Origin of the sequence: Planomonospora corallina, assembly GCF_042650625.1 — a bacterium.
GTDB lineage: Bacteria > Actinomycetota > Actinomycetes > Streptosporangiales > Streptosporangiaceae > Planomonospora_B > Planomonospora_B corallina.
This window is the reverse complement of record NZ_JBHSBM010000027.1, coordinates 75,178-90,877: the sequence shown is the minus strand read 5'-3', so window position 1 is coordinate 90,877 and position 15,700 is coordinate 75,178. Positions and strand designations below refer to the sequence as shown.

General features: G+C 70.2%; 10 protein-coding genes. 2 read left to right on the top strand and 8 right to left on the bottom strand.

Annotated features, from left to right (window positions below; genetic code table 11):
* Positions 1–197: 197 nt before the first annotated feature.
* The 4 genes from ACFOWE_RS24140 to ACFOWE_RS24125 form a co-directional block, all read right to left on the bottom strand.
* On the bottom strand, positions 198–1,736 hold the full coding sequence (locus ACFOWE_RS24140) for a hypothetical protein (protein ID WP_377291549.1): 1,539 nt from the start codon (positions 1,734–1,736) through the stop codon (positions 198–200).
* Positions 1,737–2,173: 437 nt separating this feature from the next.
* Positions 2,174–3,343, bottom strand: coding sequence for a trypsin-like serine peptidase (locus ACFOWE_RS24135; protein WP_377291547.1), 1,170 nt, complete (start codon positions 3,341–3,343; stop codon positions 2,174–2,176).
* Positions 3,344–3,547: 204 nt separating this feature from the next.
* Positions 3,548–5,116: a trypsin-like serine peptidase gene (locus ACFOWE_RS24130; RefSeq protein WP_377291545.1), complete on the bottom strand. Its 1,569-nt coding sequence runs from the start codon at positions 5,114–5,116 to the stop codon at positions 3,548–3,550.
* A 560-nt stretch (positions 5,117–5,676) separates the two neighbouring features.
* On the bottom strand, positions 5,677–6,852 hold the full coding sequence (locus ACFOWE_RS24125; protein WP_377291543.1) for a trypsin-like serine peptidase: 1,176 nt from the start codon (positions 6,850–6,852) through the stop codon (positions 5,677–5,679).
* A gap of 321 nt (positions 6,853–7,173) precedes the next feature.
* On the opposite strand from ACFOWE_RS24125, the gene ACFOWE_RS24120 reads away from it, so the two are divergent.
* Both ACFOWE_RS24120 and ACFOWE_RS24115 read left to right on the top strand, forming a co-directional pair.
* On the top strand, positions 7,174–8,667 hold the full coding sequence (locus ACFOWE_RS24120; RefSeq protein ID WP_377291541.1) for an acetyl-CoA synthetase: 1,494 nt from the start codon (positions 7,174–7,176) through the stop codon (positions 8,665–8,667).
* Between the two features lie 179 nt (positions 8,668–8,846).
* Positions 8,847–9,803 carry a zinc-binding dehydrogenase gene (locus ACFOWE_RS24115; RefSeq protein WP_377291539.1) on the top strand — a complete coding sequence of 319 codons (957 nt, stop codon included), beginning with the start codon at positions 8,847–8,849 and terminating at the stop codon, positions 9,801–9,803.
* A 104-nt stretch (positions 9,804–9,907) separates the two neighbouring features.
* Here ACFOWE_RS24115 and ACFOWE_RS24110 read toward each other — a convergent pair whose 3' ends face one another.
* The 4 genes from ACFOWE_RS24110 to ACFOWE_RS24095 all read right to left on the bottom strand — a co-directional run bounded on the left by ACFOWE_RS24110 (position 9,908) and on the right by ACFOWE_RS24095 (position 15,638).
* A complete protein-coding gene (locus ACFOWE_RS24110; RefSeq protein ID WP_377291537.1) occupies positions 9,908–10,663 on the bottom strand; it encodes a PadR family transcriptional regulator in 756 nt (251 codons plus the stop codon).
* Between the two features lie 79 nt (positions 10,664–10,742).
* Positions 10,743–11,540, bottom strand: a complete 798-nt coding sequence (locus tag ACFOWE_RS24105; RefSeq protein ID WP_377291535.1) for a DUF4097 family beta strand repeat-containing protein — start codon at positions 11,538–11,540, stop codon at positions 10,743–10,745.
* A 140-nt stretch (positions 11,541–11,680) separates the two neighbouring features.
* The gene (locus ACFOWE_RS24100) at positions 11,681–11,860 is read right to left on the bottom strand and encodes a DUF6104 family protein (RefSeq protein ID WP_377291533.1); all 180 of its coding nucleotides are present in this window, start codon (positions 11,858–11,860) and stop codon (positions 11,681–11,683) included.
* 112 nt (positions 11,861–11,972) lie between these two features.
* Positions 11,973–15,638: a multifunctional oxoglutarate decarboxylase/oxoglutarate dehydrogenase thiamine pyrophosphate-binding subunit/dihydrolipoyllysine-residue succinyltransferase subunit gene (locus ACFOWE_RS24095; protein ID WP_377291626.1), complete on the bottom strand. Its 3,666-nt coding sequence runs from the start codon at positions 15,636–15,638 to the stop codon at positions 11,973–11,975.
* Positions 15,639–15,700 lie beyond the last annotated feature (62 nt).

Genomic DNA, 15,700 nt, shown 5'->3' with positions numbered 1-15,700 from the left:
GGAGACCCTACCGACTAGCGCCTTTACCTCACCAGGTGGGTTTTCTGGGAGTTCTGTTACTTTCCGCCGGATGTTTGTCAGACGGCCTCGGCCGGAAAAAGGCCGAGGGGCCCGGCAGAAGCCGGGCCCCTCGGGTGGAGCTGGGTGAGTCAGGGGTTTGGACCCCCTGACTCGGGGTTCCAGTAGCCGTGAGGCGACTAGAACTTGAGCGTGCCGGACCAGCTGTTGGCGGCGCGCTGGTAGATCTCGGCAGCCTCACCGTCGAAGTAGGCGGAGGTGCTGTAGTCGAGACGCTTGTTGCCGTCCTGGTCGATGAACAGGCTGGTAACACCGTTGACGTAGCCGAGACGCTTGGCGTTGCTGTACTTGATGAGCCACGGGGAGCCGTCGGCGCCCGGGGTCATCGAGCACTTCAGAGCGACCTGCTCCTCGACCTTGTAGGCCGGGATCTCGACGCTCTTGGCAGAGGTCTTGCCGTAGCACCACTTCGGCGTAACACCGGTGTAAACCTTGTTGCCGTCGGGGTGCGTCGCCGCCGGGTAACCGAAGACGAAGACGTTCTGCTGGGTCTTCTGGTTCCACGCGAAGCCCTGGCCACCGACGTTGTCGCCGAGACGGCCCACGTTCTTCACGTAGTCCTTGAAGATGTAGAAGTCGTTCTTGTAGAACTTCTTCACGGTGCCCGGCTTGATCCACGCCTGCACGTAGTAGTGCGTGATGGTGACGTTCGTCCGGTCGTCGAGCTTGACGGTGCCGGGGAAGTCAGCCGGGTTCTTCTGCTGGTTCTCGAGGTACTTCAGGCCCTCGGCGTAGGTGACGTGCTCAACCTCGGGCTCGCCGAACTTGTTGCCGTTGCCCTTGCCGACCGGAGCGTTCCGGTAGGTGGCCTGGGAGACCTCGACGCGCTCCACCACAGCACCCGGGTAGTCCGGGCCGACCAGCTGGGGCTTGCTGAACTTGCCCTCAGCGAAGTAGTCGTCCGCGGTGGCCGGGTTGAGGCGGCCCTTGCGGTACTCCTCGTGGGAGACCTCGGTGGGCTTGGCCTCCTTCTTGCCGGTCCACTTGGCGAAGTCGGCCGCGGAAACCTTCTCCGCGGTCCCGCCGCCGACCTGGATGCCGTCGTACACCGTGACGAACGCGTAGTCGCGGTCGAAGTCCTCGAAGACGGCGAGGTCGTAGTGCACCCACGCGGTCTTACCGACGTAGATGCCCCACGGCGTCTTGCCCTGGTAGTAACCGGGGACGAAGACCCACTTGTCCATGAGGGTACGGTTGCCGGCGACGTCGTAGACGCAGTGACCGGCGGTGGCGACCAGGTTGCGGTACTTGCCCTGGATGGAGGTGGCGGAGCACCAGCTGGGCTCGCCGTCCTTGGTCACGAAGAACACCTTGCCGATGGTCTTCGGCAGGTTGATGTTCTTGGCCTTGGCGGCGGTCTTCTTCTCCTCGCCGATGGGGGCAGCCTGGCCGGGCTTGCCGTCGATGGAGGGCTTGCCGCCCACGTCCATCTTGGCAGCGGTCTTGTGCTCCCAGGCGTAGGGCTTGGCGGTGGCGAAGTAGCTCGCCTCGCCGTTCTTCTGCTGCCACCACTTGGCGACCTCGACCGCCGCGGGGGCGTCCTTGACCATGGTGTCAGAGGCCCAGTCCGGGTTGGCCTGGGCGGTGCCGGCCAGACCGGCGGCCAGCAGACCGGTGGCGAGAACGGCGCCGCCGGCCGGGATGAGGATGCGCTTCAAGGGAAACTCCTTGGTCTGTCGTGGAACGCATCTTGCGTCCCATGCGTCAGTAAAGGGATAGCCAGAAACATACAGGCCCGATCTTGGAAAGTGGAAGCCACTTCGGGAGGGTCTGCGGGAACCCTCAGGCCCGATACCAATCCGTTACCTGATCAGAGGTTTGAGGCTCCTGTCAGCAAGGGCGGCGATATGGAGTGTTTTCGCAGATCACGGTGAGGGTGTGACGAGAGGTGCCGGAGCGGCGTGAGGGTCCGGTCACACCCGGTCATCGGCTCAATGTGACTCAGATCACATGGCAAAGATGGCACCGGACCGGGGTCTGCTACGTCTAAAGGAACTCAAAAGGGGCCCCGGCGGATCGCCGGGGCCCCTTCCGCGTGCCCTCCGAGCCCTCTGAAACCCCCTGCACGCCGTTCCGGCGGCCGGGCGGCCGGCCCTCACCCGGCCCGCTGGCTCGCCGCGTAACGGTAGACGACATAGGTCGACAGGGTGAAGTAGGGAGAGGAGATCAGGTCGGGGCGTCCGTTGACGTCGGTGTCCCAGGCGAAGCTGTTGACGCCGTTGAGGTAGCCCAGGGCGCGCTTGTCGTCGTAGCCGATCAGCCAGGGGCCGCCGCTGGCCCCGGCGGTGAACCCGCACCTGAGCGCGACGCCGTGCTCGACCAGGTAGGTCGGGGCGGTCCGCCTGCCGGTGCGCCCGTCGCACCACTTGACCTCCTGGCCGTCGAACGGCTTGGTGCCGTCGCGGTAGGCGTCGGCCGGGTAGCCGAAGGCGAAGGTGTACCTCCCGGTGTCGCGCTTGACCACCAGCCCCTGCCCGCCGACGTTGTCCTCCAGGCTGCCCACGGCCTCCATCACGTAGGAGCCGGCGGTCCTGCCCGCCTTCCAGCGGAACCCGTCGTGCACGGAGACGAAGGCGTAGTCGTAGTCGTAGTCGCCCCGGCCGACGAAGCTCTCGTGCAGGTTGAGGGAGTGGCCCACGTAGATCCCGTAGGGGGCGTGGCCCTTGTCGTAGCCGGGGATGAAGATCCAGTACTCGGCGGCCCTGGCCTGCTTGGCGTCGTAGGCGCAGTGCGCCGCGGTCGCCACGAGGTTCCGGTTGGGAGAGGCCACCGAGGAGGCGGAGCACCAGTAGTCCTTGTCGCCGATCCGGAAGAACACCTTCCCGACGGTGATGGGGGTGGTGCCCTTGTCCGGTGAGCGCTTCCTCGGCACGGTGGGCTCGATGAGCGGAGACGAGCCGGTGGAGGCCGCCGGGGTCTTCGCGGTGGCCGGGGCGCCCTGCCCGCCGGAGGCGGGGGCGGCGGCCGGGGTGGCCGCGACGGTGGGCGTGGGGGAGGCCGGGGGCGGGGCGGCGCTGTCGCTCGGCTTGACCTGGGGGAGCGCCGGGGTGCCGTTCTGGGTCTGCGCGAGCCGTGCCGGGCTCCAGTACTCGGCGATCCGCTTCATGTCGGCGGCGCTCCGGGTCAGCTTGATGGACGTGATGCCGTTCGGCACCCCGTCGTACGGCGTCGCCAGGGCGCTCCCGGAGAAGGCGGGCAACGCGGTCACACAGGCGGCGAGCAGGGCGCCGAGTGTGGTCGCGAGCCGCCTGACGCGGGGGGACATGAGGGGCGTTCCTTTCGAGACGGAGCCCGGCCTGGGCATTTAGTGGGTCATTTTTCCAGATCAAATGGGTTTTGGGCAGCTATGTGTGTCCAACGGCTCTACCACGCCGCCCTCCCAGGGTGCTCGCCGCGGCGTAAGAGGTCCGTCAAGACGGGGGAGGGGGCCCGGTGCCGCCGGGCTCCCTCCCCCGCGCGCACCGGCGGCTCAGCGCGGGAGCCTGCCGGTCCAGAGGTTGGCTGCGTGCCGGTAGATGCCGTAGGTCTCACCGTTGAAGTAGGGGGTGGTGACCTGGTCGTAGCGGTCGTTGCCGTCGCTGTCGAGCGTGAGGCTCACCACGCCGTTGAGGTAGCCCGTCCGCTTGCTGTTCTTGTACTGCAGCAGGAAGGGGCCGCCGCTGGCGCCGGGGGTGAAGGCGCATCTGACGGCCTGGTGCTCCTGGGCGTTGTACTTCGCCACGACGGGGGCGGCGGAGGTCTTGCCGTAGCACCACTTCATGGTGTGCCCGCTGTAGGGCCGGTTGCCGTCCAGGTGGGCGTAGGACGGGTAGCCGAAGGTGAAGACCTTCTTGCCGAGCTTCTGGTTCCAGCTGAAGCCCTGGCCGCCGACGTTGTCGCCGAGCCGGCCGATGTGGGCCACCTCCGTGACGTAGTGGCGGAAGACGAAGTACTTCGCGGTCGAGGTCTTCGCGATGTACTTCACCACGGAGTAGTGGGTGACGAGGTAGTTGCCGCGCGCGTCGACGTGCTTGTGGCCGGGGCCCTTGTAGGCGTCGTACTCCGCCTTGGTGACGTGCTCGACGCGGGTCTCCAGCTTGGAGCCGCTCCTCGGCCAGCGGGCCTGGTCCAGCGTGGCGCCGCGGAAGGTGACCTTGTCGTCCTTCAGGCCGTAGACCCGGCCGGGGACGCGGCTCCAGGCGTCCTTCGTCGTCTCGACCGCGACGGCGACGGCGCCCTTGTACTGCGGGCCGACCTGGTCGGAGGAGTCGACGCCCTCGACCTTGCCGAGGCCGCCCTTCTTCGTCCACTCGTCGTAGGTCGCGCGGTCGACCGCCCTGACCTCCTCGCGGCCCATCCCGCCCTTGTCGACGTGGGCCTTGTAGGCCTTGTAGTCGACCAGGCGCTCGGGCAGCTGCTTGACGCCGTCGTAGACGTTGACGAAGGCGTAGTCGTAGTCGTAGTCCTCGTAGACGGTGAAGTCGTCGTGGGTGTTGACCTTCGCGCCGACGTAGATGCCCCAGGGCGCCTTGCCCTGGTGGTAGCCCGGGATGAACACGAAGTTGTCGTAGGGCTTGTTCGTGTCGGTGTCGTAGACGCAGTGGCCCGCGGTGGCGACCAGGTTGCGGAACTTCGACTGCACCGAGGTGCCGGAGCACCAGCGCTCCTGGCCCTTGTGGTCGACGAAGAAGACCTTGCCCACGGTGATCGGCAGGTTCACGTTCTTCGAGCGGCCCGCGGACTTGCCGCCCTCGCCGGTCGGCGCGACGGTGCCGGGCCGGCCGTCGGCGGCGCCCTTGGCGGAGCCGAGCTTGCGCAGCCGGCCGGAGGCGGTGGAGTCGGACACGTAGGTCTTCGCCGACTTCAGCCTGGAGGGGGTCCAGTAGCCCGCGATGGTCTTCGCGTTGCCGGACGGGGTGAGGGTCGTGGTCTTGGCGTCGGGGTCGGCCGAGGCCGGCGAGGTCGCCGTGGCGGTGCCGGTGAGAGTGGCGCCGGCCATGGAGGTGGCCACGAGAGCACCTCCCAGGGGGAGGGCGAGGTGCTTGACTCGGGGGTTCAAAGTAGCTCCTTCTGTGTCATGGGCGCTCGGGATGCCCACGCGTACGTAAAGAGACAAGAGGAGACCGTACTCAGCGAGGATCGTGTAAAGGGGTAGTAATCCGGCATCGGTATGGTCCGTTACTGCTTCGTTATTTAATGGTGGGAACCAAAAGATCCTGATCGGCGTCGGATAATGCCCATATCTCCGGCATCCCGGAGGGCCCGCTGTACGGCCGCGCTGAACTGCGGAGACGCGGAGCCGCCCGGGGGCGGGGAACGCTCCCTCCCCGGAGGGCTGGAACCTTCCATCTCCCCGGACTCCGCCGCCCCGGGGCAACCCATCCGCCTGCGGCGCCCGCCCCGCCGTCAACCCCGGTGCGGCCCGTGCAGGGGAAGGGGAGGGGCGCGGCTGCGCGCGTCCGGCGGCCGTGCGCATGGTTCGGCGGCCGTGTGCGAGGAGGGCCCCGGTCCGTCGGGGACCGGGGCCCTGGAGGGCGGCGGCCGGCCGAATGGCCTGGCGGCCGGCCGCCGCCCCCCGTGCGGTGTCACGCGTGCGGTGTCACGTGTGCCGTGAGGGCGTCACGAGGTCCAGCGGTTGGCCGCGACCTTGTAGACCTGGTAGGTCTCGCCGTTGAAGTACGGCGAGGAGATCCGGTCGTAGCGGTCGTTCTTGTCGGTGTCCCAGGCGACGCTGTTGACGCCGGACAGGTAGCCGGTCCGCGTGGAGCTCTTGTACTTCAGCAGGAACGGCCCGCCGCTCGCGCCCGCGGTGAAGGCGCACTTGAAGCCGACGTGCTCCTGGATGTTGTACTGCGGCGCGGCCGGCATGGCGCCGGTCGTGCCGTAGCACCACTTCATCGTGCGGCCGGTGTACGGCTTGTCGCCGTCCGGGTGCGCGCCGGCCGGGTAGCCGAAGGAGAAGACCTTGTTCTTGACCTTCTGGTTCCAGGCGAAGCCCTGGCCGCCGACGTTGTCGCCGAGCCGGCCGACCTTCTTGATGACGGGCTTCCACTTGCCGCCCGTGCCCTTCTCCCAGTTCACCTTGAACCCGGAGTGGACGTTGACGAAGGCGTAGTCGTAGTCGTAGTCCTCCTTCACCACGAAGTCGTCGTGCGCGTTGAACCACTTGGCGGCGTAGATGCCGTACGGGTTCTTGCCGTCCCACGCCTGGTCGCCGTCCCAGTAGGACGGGATGAAGATCCAGTTGTCGTAGAACCGGTTGGTCTTGACGTCGTAGACGCAGTGCGCCGAGGTGGCGACCACGTTGCGGTACTTGCCCTGGACCGAGGTGCCGGAGCAGTACTTCCAGCTCTTCGGGTCCCTGGGGTTGGCGCCGGGCAGGGTGAAGAAGGCCCGGCCGACCGTGTTGGGCAGGTTGACCTGCTTGCTCTTGGTGCCCTTGCCCTGCGGGCCGATCGGCGGGACGGATCCGGCCTTGCCGTCGGGGCCGGCGGCCGGGGAGGCCTTGCCGCCCCTGACGCTGAGCTCGAGGGAGCCGGTCGCGTCGGTCGCCTGGCGCATGCGCTCCGGCGACCAGAACGAGGTCGCCTCGGCGGGGGTCTCCGACGCGGCGGAGGAGACCACGTCCTTCGGCGCCGTGAAGGAGGACGCCGTGGTGGAGGCCGTGGTGGAGGCCGTGGCGCCCCCGGCCGTGCCCGCGGTGGCGCTCGCGCCGGCGGAGGTGGCGCCCATCGCTCCGGCGACCAGGAGGAGGCCGGTGAGGGGGACGGTGAGGCGCCGTGCTCGGGAATTCAATGGAGCTCCTTTCGTCTTCGGCGGCGGGCGGGACGTCCCGCCGCCGGGGAAAGCGATCGGAACGCTACTGAACGGGTCGCGAGTTGGGCGATGAATTGACGAGAAAAAGCATGGGACGGTTCCGTCCGATGCGATCCCGTTATTGAAATGCTTTTTCGTTATCATTTAACGAATAAGTATCTCCGCAGCTCAGCGCGGCTGCGGCGAGTTCTGCGAGGTGTCTTCCGTATCATCGGCATCATTCATCGGCGGAGGTTTCCCGAGTAACTCGGCGCACTTCCGCACTATCAAACCGAACGGCGTTCTGGTTGGATGTGGCGCATGAGCGTGGACCCTCGAACCCCTTGCCTCGTCGGCGTCGCCCAGCACACCGTCCGCGACCAGCCGGGCCCGGAGCCGCTGGACCTGTGGGAGCTGGTGGCCCGCGAGGCCGCCGCCGACGCCGGAGCCCCCGGCCTGCTGGAGCGCCTCGACTCGATCCAGATCGTCTACACCGAGTCATGGCAGTACGACGACCCCGTCGCCAGGCTCGCCGAGCGGCTCGGAGCGCGGCCCCGCCACCATGCCTACTCCTCGGTGAGCGGCACGGCCCCGCAGACGCTCCTCGGCGCGGCCGCCGCCGCCATCGCCGCCGGGGAGATGGACGCCGCCCTGGTCACCGGCGGTGAGGCGCTCGCCACCCGCCGGGCGCTGCGCCGGGCAGGGGAGAAGCCCGCGTGGAGCCACCGCGCCCACCCCAGGCCCCCCTACGGCTGGGAGCGCCCGCCGCACCCGGCCGAGATCGCCCACGAGTTCTTCATGCCGGTGCACACCTATCCGGTCATGGAGAGCGCGCGCCGGGCCGCCGCCGGGGAGTCCATCGAGGACGAGATGCGGGACCGGGGACGGATGATGGCCCCGATGAGCCGGGTGGCGGCAGCCAACCCCCACGCCTGGCACCGGCGGTCCTGGACCGCCGAGGAGCTGGTCACCCCCGGCCCGGACAACCGGTTCGTCGGCTGGCCGTACACCAAGCGGACCGTCGCCTTCATGGACGTCGACCAGGCCGCCGCGCTGATCATTGTGAGCTCCGGCCTCGCCGACCGGCTCGGCGTCCCCGCCGAGCGCCGGACCTACCTGCGGGGCTGGGCCTACGCCGAGGACCCCTGGGAGGTGGCCGCCCGGCCGGTGCTGGGCGAGTCACCCGCGATGGCGGCCGCCGCGCGGCACGCCCTCGACCGGGCCGGCGCCGGGCTGGACGAGATCGGCGCGCTCGACGTCTACAGCTGCTTCGCGGTCGCCCTCCGTGCGGCCTGCGCCGCGACGGGCCTGGACCCGCTCGACGGGCGGGGACTGACGGTCACCGGCGGCCTGCCGTACGCCGGGGCGCCGGTCAGCGTCTACGTGCTGCACTCCACCGCGGCGATGGCCGCACGGCTGCGCGAGCAGCCGGGGCACGGCCTGGTCACCGGGGTCGGCATGCACCTGACCAAGCACAGCTGGGCCGTCTGGTCCACCGAGCCGGGCGGAGCCTTCCGCCAGGGCGGCCCGGGACTCGGCGCGCTGCGTGTAGCGGGCGAGCCGGTGCACGTCACCGAGCCCGTGCCGCTGGCCGGCACCTACGCGGGGCCGGCGACCGTCGCCGGGTACACCGTCGCGCACGGCCGGGACGGCGCGGCCGAGCGCGGCGTCCTCGTCGTGGACCTGCCCGGCGGGGGCCGCGCGCACGCCGTGGTCCGCGAGCCCGCCCTCGTCGCCGAGGCCGAGGCCGCCGAACTCGTCGGCCGGCGGGTCGAACTGGCCGGTGACGGGCCGGTGAACGTGGCGACCTGGTGACGGGCGCGGGGATCCGGCCGGCGGGGGGACGGCCGGCCGGATCGGGCGGACCGCGCCGGGTCCGCGCGGCCGGGCCCGGACCCCGCGGGCGGCCCGCGGGACCGGCCCCGGCCGGATCCGGTGGGCCCGGTGCGGGGTGGGGTCGCGGGCGGGAGGGGACGGGAGCGTAGGGTGCGGCCATGTTCGCCGTAACCGCAACGCAGACCGATCCCGACAACCCTCTCGCCGGGCTGACGCTCGGCGAGCACCCGGAACCGAAGGTCCCCGACGGCTGGACCACCGTCACGGTGAAGGCCGCCGCCCTCAACCACCACGACCTGTGGACCCTCAAGGGCGTGGGCATCCGCCAGGAGCGGCTGCCCATCGTGCTCGGCTGCGACGCCGCAGGGCTCGACGAGGACGGCAACGAGGTCATCGTGCACTCGGTGATCGGCACCGGGGCCGACGAGACGCTCGACCCGGGGCGCTCCCTGCTCTCGGAGACGCACGACGGCACCTTCGCCGAGCGGGTCGCCGTACCCCGGCGCAACCTGGTGCCCAAGCCCGCCGCGCTGAGTTTCGAGGAGGCGGCCTGCCTGCCCACCGCGTGGCTGACCGCCTACCGGATGCTGTTCGACAAGGCGGGTCTGGAGCCCGGCTCGACGGTGCTGGTCCAGGGAGCCGGCGGCGGCGTGGCCACCGCGCTGATCGCGCTGGGCCGGGCCGGCGGCTACCGGGTCTGGGCCACCAGCCGGTCGGAGGCCAAGCGGGAGCGGGCCCTGGAGCTCGGCGCCGACCAGGTCTTCGAGCCCGGCGCCCGGCTGCCCGAGCGGGTGGACGCGGTCATGGAGACCGTGGGCCAGGCCACCTGGGACCACTCGCTCAAGTCACTGCGGCCCGGCGGCCGGATCGTGGTCTCCGGGGCGACCAGCGGCGCGGTGCCCCCGGCCGACCTGAACCGGGTCTTCTTCCTGCAGCTGTCCGTGGTCGGCTCGACGATGGGGACGCGGGACCAGCTCGCCCGGCTGGCCCGGTTCCTGGAGCAGACCGGCCTCCGGCCGGTGATCGACCGGACGCTCCCGCTGGCCGAGGCCCGCGAGGGCTTCGCGGCCATGCACGAGGGAGAGCTCTTCGGGAAGATCGTCTTCACGCTCTGAGCGGGGACCGTCCCCGGTCCCGGGGCGGGCCGCGGCGCGTTCCCGTGGACGCGGGAGCGGCGGCCCCGCCCTCAGCAGGGGCGGGGCGGACCGCATCAGGTGGATCACCGCAGGGCGTCGCGGATCCGGCGGGCGGCGTCGTAGAGCGCGTCCTGCGCGGTGGCCAGGGTCTCCTCGGTCACCTGCCCGCCGGCCGCGGCCCCCCGGACCTCCTCGACGAACTCGGCCAGCATCTGCCCGAGCCGGGCGTCCACGTCGGGTGAGCCGTGCCCGGTGAAGCCGGTGGCCCAGACGCGCTCCCACTCGTGCTTCCAGCGGTCGGCCTCCCGCTGCCAGTCGCGGGTCCACTCGTGCTTCCAGCGGTCGCCGCCGTGCTTCCACTCGTCCTTGAAGCGCCGCCACTCGGCCTTCTGCTCCCGCCTGGCGCGCCGGAACTCCTCCTTGGCCTCGCGCTCCTCGTGCTTGGCGCTCTGCCGCACGTCGCGGGCCATCTGCGCCAGCTCCTCGCGCAGGGACTTGACCGTCTCGCGCACGTCCTCCTTGACCTCGCGGGCGATGTCGCGGACGGAATCGGAGATCTCCTGCTCCAGCTCGGCCAGCTCGTCCATCCGCGCCTCCAGCTCGGCGCGACCCGCCTCGGTGAGGGTGAAGACCTTCTTGCCGTCGACGACCTCGTGGGTGACCAGGCCCTCCTCCTCCAGCCGGGCCAGGCGCGGGTAGATCGTGCCGGGCGAGGGGGAGTAGACGCCGAGGAAGCGGTCCTGGAGCAGCCGGATCACCTCGTACCCGTGGCGCGGGCTCTCCTGGAGCAGCTTGAGCAGGTAGAGCCGGAGCCGGCCGTGGCCGAAGACGGGGCTCATGACGCCTCCCCGTCCGCTCGCCGGGCTCGGCGGAGGGCCCCGTGCGGGACGCCGCCCGCGCCGGGCCGGATCGTGACGGTCATGCCTGGTCTCCCTTCAGGAGCGTGATCTCGCCGGAGACGGCGGTGGCCGCGAGGGAGGCCATGCCTCCGCCGAGCCGGCCGGTGACGCTCTTCACGCCCGGCTGGAGAACCTGGCCGAGCTCGGGGAACGCGGTGCTGATCCGGCCGGAGGTGGAGCGGAGAGCGACATCGGTCTGCACGGTGCGCGGGAGCCGCACCACGATCTCGCCGGAGACGCTGTTCAGCGTGACGTGCCCGGTCGGCGGGAGCTCCAGGTCGGCGGTGATCCGGCCGGAGACGGTGGTGGCCTTCAGCCGGCGGGGCGTGCCCTGGGCGACGGTCAGGTCACCCGAGACGCTCTTGAAGGACAGGTCGCCCACCAGGCCGCGGCTCTCCACCGCGCCGGAGACGGTGTCGGCGTGGATCTCGCCGCTCACCCCGTCGAGCACGATCTCACCGGAAACGCTCCTGACCGCGGTGCGGCCCTCGAAGCCGGCGACGACGGCCGAGGCGGAGACCACCCCGGCGTTGACCGGGCACTCCTTCGGCACGGTCAGCGTCAGCACGCTCTCCCGCCGGCCGGGGCGGAGCCAGTTGAGCAGGTTGTTCCAGGTGAGGTCCTCGTAGGCGATGGTGAGCGTGCCGTCGTCGTCGTGCGTCACGATCAGCGGCCGGTCGCCGACCTCGGTGACCTCCAGGGTGGGCGGGCCGTCGCTCGCCAGCACCGCCAGCCTGCCCGCCACGATCCGCACGTTCAGCACGGTCACCGGCTCGAACGTGAGCTGCCCGGGTTTGTCGATGGTCCATTCGCTCATGTCTGCGACCTCCTCGTGCAACACACGATATGTCGCGTCGTGCCGAGGGTCAAGATATATCTCGTCTTGGCCGGGAGTGCCTCGCGGTCATCCCGCCGGGAGGCGCCCCGCCGCCCGGGCGGCGGGGCCGCGCGAGGAGGTCACTCCTCCTCGTCGTCGTCCAGCCGGGCCAGCCAGGTGGCCAGCCGGTCCACCGGGATCTCGAAGTCCGGGTTCAGGTCCACGAACTCCCGCAGCCGCTCGGCCAGCCAGGTCATGCTGACCTCCTCCTCGCCGCGGCGGGTGACGAGCTCCTCGATGCCCCGGTCGGTGAAGTACATCGCGATTTCCTCCTCGATCGCGGAAGGTCCCCCACAGGCGCGCTGTGAGGGACCTTCCGCAGTGATCACCGGACATGGTCCGGGGACCCGCGGGTCCCCGGTGGCCGTACTGCTAGCCGTAGATCTCCGACAGGATCTGGCGCAGCTCCGCCTCGTGCGTGGAGTGCGATCCGGTGGCCGGGGACGAGTTGGCCTTGCGGGAGACCCGCTTGATCGGCCGGCCGCCGAACACCCGCGGGTTCTCCGCCATCTTGAGCGCCAGGAACGGCCACGGGCCCATGTTGGCCGGCTCGTCCTGCGCCCAGACCAGCTCGACGTCGCCGTAGCGGTCCAGCTCCGCCGCGAGCGGGTTCGCCGGGAACGGGTAGAGCCGCTCCAGCCGGACGATCGCCACGTCGTTGCGGCCCTGCGCGTCACGGGCCGCGGCCAGGTCGTAGTAGATCTTGCCGGAGCAGAGCACGACCGTGCGCACGCCCGCCGGGTCCACCGTGCTGTCACCGATGACCGGCTTGAATGAGCCCGAGGTGAAGTCGGAGACCGCCGAGACCGCCGCCTTGTGCCGGAGCAGCGACTTGGGCGTGAAGACGATCAGCGGGCGGTGCCGGTTCGACTTCGTCTGCCAGCGCAGCAGGTGGAAGTAGTTCGCCGGGAGCGTCGGCTGGGCCACGGTCATGTTGTCCTGGGCGCACATCTGCAGGAAGCGCTCGATGCGGCCGGAGGAGTGGTCCGGGCCCTGACCCTCGTAGCCGTGCGGCAGCAGCAGGGTCACGCCGGAGCGCTGGCCCCACTTCTGCTCGCCCGCGGTGATGTACTCGTCGATGACGGACTGGGCGCCGTTGACGAAGTCGCCGAACTGCGCCTCCCAGCAGACCAGGGCCTCGGGGCGCTCCACGCTGTAGCCGTACTCGAAGCCGAGCGCGGCGTACTCGCTGAGCAGCGAGTCGTAGACGTAGAACTTCGTGGTGCCCTGGTTGAACGTCTTGAGCGGGGTGTGCTCCTCGCCGGTGACGCGGTCCACCAGCACCGCGTGCCGCTGGGTGAAGGTGCCGCGCCGGGAGTCCTGGCCGACCAGGCGGACCGGGTGGCCGTCGATCAGCAGCGAGCCGAAGGCCAGGGTCTCGCCCATGCCCCAGTCGATGCGGTCCTCGGCCACCATCTGGCCGCGGCGCTGGATCACCGGGAGCAGGCGCGGGTGGACGGTGAAGCCCTCCGGCAGGTTGAGCTGGGTGTCGACGATCCGCTTGACCGTCTCCTCGGTGACGGCCGTCGGCGTGTCCTCGTGGGACCAGGGGATGGCCTCCAGGTCCGCCGGGCGGGCCAGCTCGCCGGCCTGCTCCTTGCTCGCCGCGCGGGTCTCGGCGAAGGCGTTCTCCAGCTTGGCCTGGTAGTCGCGGAGCGCGCTCTCGGCCTCCTCCACCGTGATGTCGCCCCGGCCGATCAGCGCCTCGGTGTAGAGCTTGCGGGTGGACCGCTTGGCGTCGATCAGGTCGTACATCAGCGGCTGGGTGAAGCCGGGGTTGTCGGCCTCGTTGTGGCCGCGCCGCCGGTAGCAGATGAGGTCGATCACCACGTCCTTGCGGAACGTCTGGCGGTACTCGAAGGCCAGGCGGCCGACCCGGACCACGGCCTCGGGGTCGTCCCCGTTGACGTGGAAGATCGGGGCCTGGATCATCCGCGCGACGTCGGTGGCGTACACGCTGGAGCGGGAGCTGGCCGGGCTGGTGGTGAAGCCGACCTGGTTGTTGACCACGATGTGCACCGTGCCGCCGGTGCGGTAGCCGCGCAGCTGCGAGAGGTTCAGCGTCTCGGCCACCACGCCCTGGCCGGCGAAGGCCGCGTCGCCGTGGACGAGCAGCGGCAGGACGGTGAAGCCCTCCTCGCCGCGCTCCAGCAGGTCCTGCTTGGCGCGGACGATGCCCTCCAGGACCGGGTCGACCGTCTCCAGGTGGGACGGGTTGGCCACGATCGAGGCCTTGATCTTGGAGCCGTCGGGGCCGACGAAGTCGCCGCTGGCGCCCAGGTGGTACTTCACGTCACCGGAGCCGTGCGAGGTCCGCGGGTCGAGGTTGCCCTCGAACTCGCCGAAGATCTGGCCGTAGGACTTGCCCACGATGTTGGCCAGCGCGTTGAGGCGGCCGCGGTGGGCCATGCCGATGACGGCCTCGTCGAGGTCCTCCTCGGCGGCGGCGGAGAGCACCGAGTCCATCAGCGGGATCAGCGACTCGCCGCCCTCCAGCGAGAAGCGCTTCTGGCCGACGAACTTGGTCTGCAGGAACGTCTCGAACGCCTCGGCGGTGTTGAGCCGCTCCAGGATGCGCAGCTGCTCCTCGCGCTCGGGCTTGGAGTGCGGGCGCTCCACCCGCTCCTGGATCCAGGCCCGCTCCTCGGGGTTCTGGATGTGCATGTACTCCACGCCGATGGTGCGGCAGTAGGAGTCGCGCAGCACGCCGAGGATGTCGCGGAGCTTCATCAGCGGCTTGCCGCCGAAGCCGCCGGTGGCGAACTCGCGCTCCAGGTCCCACAGGGTCAGCCCGTGCGACTTGATGTCGAGGTCGGGGTGCTTGCGCTGCTTGTACTCCAGCGGGTCGGTGTCGGCCATCAGGTGGCCGCGGACCCGGTAGGCGTGGATCAGCTCGAGCACGCGGGCGGACTTGGCCACGTCGTCGTCGTGCGTGGTCGAGATGTCCTGGACCCAGCGGACCGGCTCGTAGGGGATGCGGAGCGACTCGAAGACCTCGTCGTAGAAGCCCTCCTCGCCCAGCAGGAGCCGGTGGACCTGGCGCAGGAAGTCGCCCGACTGGGCACCCTGGATGATCCGGTGGTCGTAGGTGCTGGTGAGGGTCATGACCTTGCTCACCGCGAGGCGGGAGAGGGTCTCGGGGGAGGCGCCCTGGTACTCGGCGGGGTACTCCATCGCGCCGACGCCGATGATCGTGCCCTGGCCCGGCATCAGGCGCGGAACCGAGTGCACGGTGCCGATGGTGCCCGGGTTGGTCAGCGAGATCGTGGTGCCGGCGAAGTCCTCGACGGTGAGCTTGCCCGCCCTGGCCTTGCGCACGACCTCCTCGTACGCCGTCCAGAACTGGCGGAAGTTCATCTCCTCGCAGGCCTTGATCGACGGGACCAGGAGCTGGCGGGTGCCGCCCTTGGAGACGTCGATGGCCAGCCCCAGGTTGACGTGCTCGGGCTTGACCAGCGCCGGCTTGCCGTCGACCTCGGCGTAGGAGTGGTTCATCTCCGGCAGGGCCGCCAGGGCCCGCACGACCGCGAAACCGATCAGGTGCGTGAACGACACCTTGCCGCCGCGGCCGCGGGACAGGTGGTTGTTGATCACGATGCGGTTGTCGATGAGCAGCTTCGCGGGAACGGCGCGCACACTGGTGGCCGTCGGCACGACGAGGCTGGCCTCCATGTTCTGCGCGGTCCTGGCGGCCGCGCCACGGAGTCGGACTTCCTCGGCGCCGGCGGGCAACTGCGTCTCCTGCTTGGGCTTGGCCGCCGGGGCCGCCGGGGCCTTCGGGGCTGGGGGGGTGGGGGTGGTCGTCGCGGCGGCCGGGGTCACCGGAGCCGTGGCGGGGGTCGGGGGAGCGGCGGTGGCCGCTCCCGGGGTCGCGGCTCTGCCGGACCCGGAGTCGGGGGTGTAGTCAGCGAAGAAGTTCCACCAGGCACGGTCCACGGACTCGGGATCCTGGAGGTACTTCTGATACAGCTCGTCGACAAGCCATTCGTTCTGACCAAAGGCTGCCAGCGGGTTTGTCCGCGACGACTCAGACGACACGGCGGAAATCGCCCTCTTCCGCAGATCGGCGTTGATGTGAGAGAACCTGTCCAAGGCTACTC

What these genes read in the sequence shown, in the direction of transcription:
- ACFOWE_RS24110 (WP_377291537.1), bottom strand. Translation starts at nt 10,663, where the DNA reads ATGAGCCCCGTCTTCGGCCACGGCCGGCTCCGGCTCTACCTGCTCAAG.
- ACFOWE_RS24135 (WP_377291547.1), bottom strand. Translation starts at nt 3,343, where the DNA reads ATGTCCCCCCGCGTCAGGCGGCTCGCGACCACACTCGGCGCCCTGCTC.
- ACFOWE_RS24100 (WP_377291533.1), bottom strand. Translation starts at nt 11,860, where the DNA reads ATGTACTTCACCGACCGGGGCATCGAGGAGCTCGTCACCCGCCGCGGC.
- ACFOWE_RS24120 (WP_377291541.1), top strand. Translation starts at nt 7,174, where the DNA reads ATGAGCGTGGACCCTCGAACCCCTTGCCTCGTCGGCGTCGCCCAGCAC.
- ACFOWE_RS24105 (WP_377291535.1), bottom strand. Translation starts at nt 11,540, where the DNA reads ATGAGCGAATGGACCATCGACAAACCCGGGCAGCTCACGTTCGAGCCG.
- ACFOWE_RS24115 (WP_377291539.1), top strand. Translation starts at nt 8,847, where the DNA reads ATGTTCGCCGTAACCGCAACGCAGACCGATCCCGACAACCCTCTCGCC.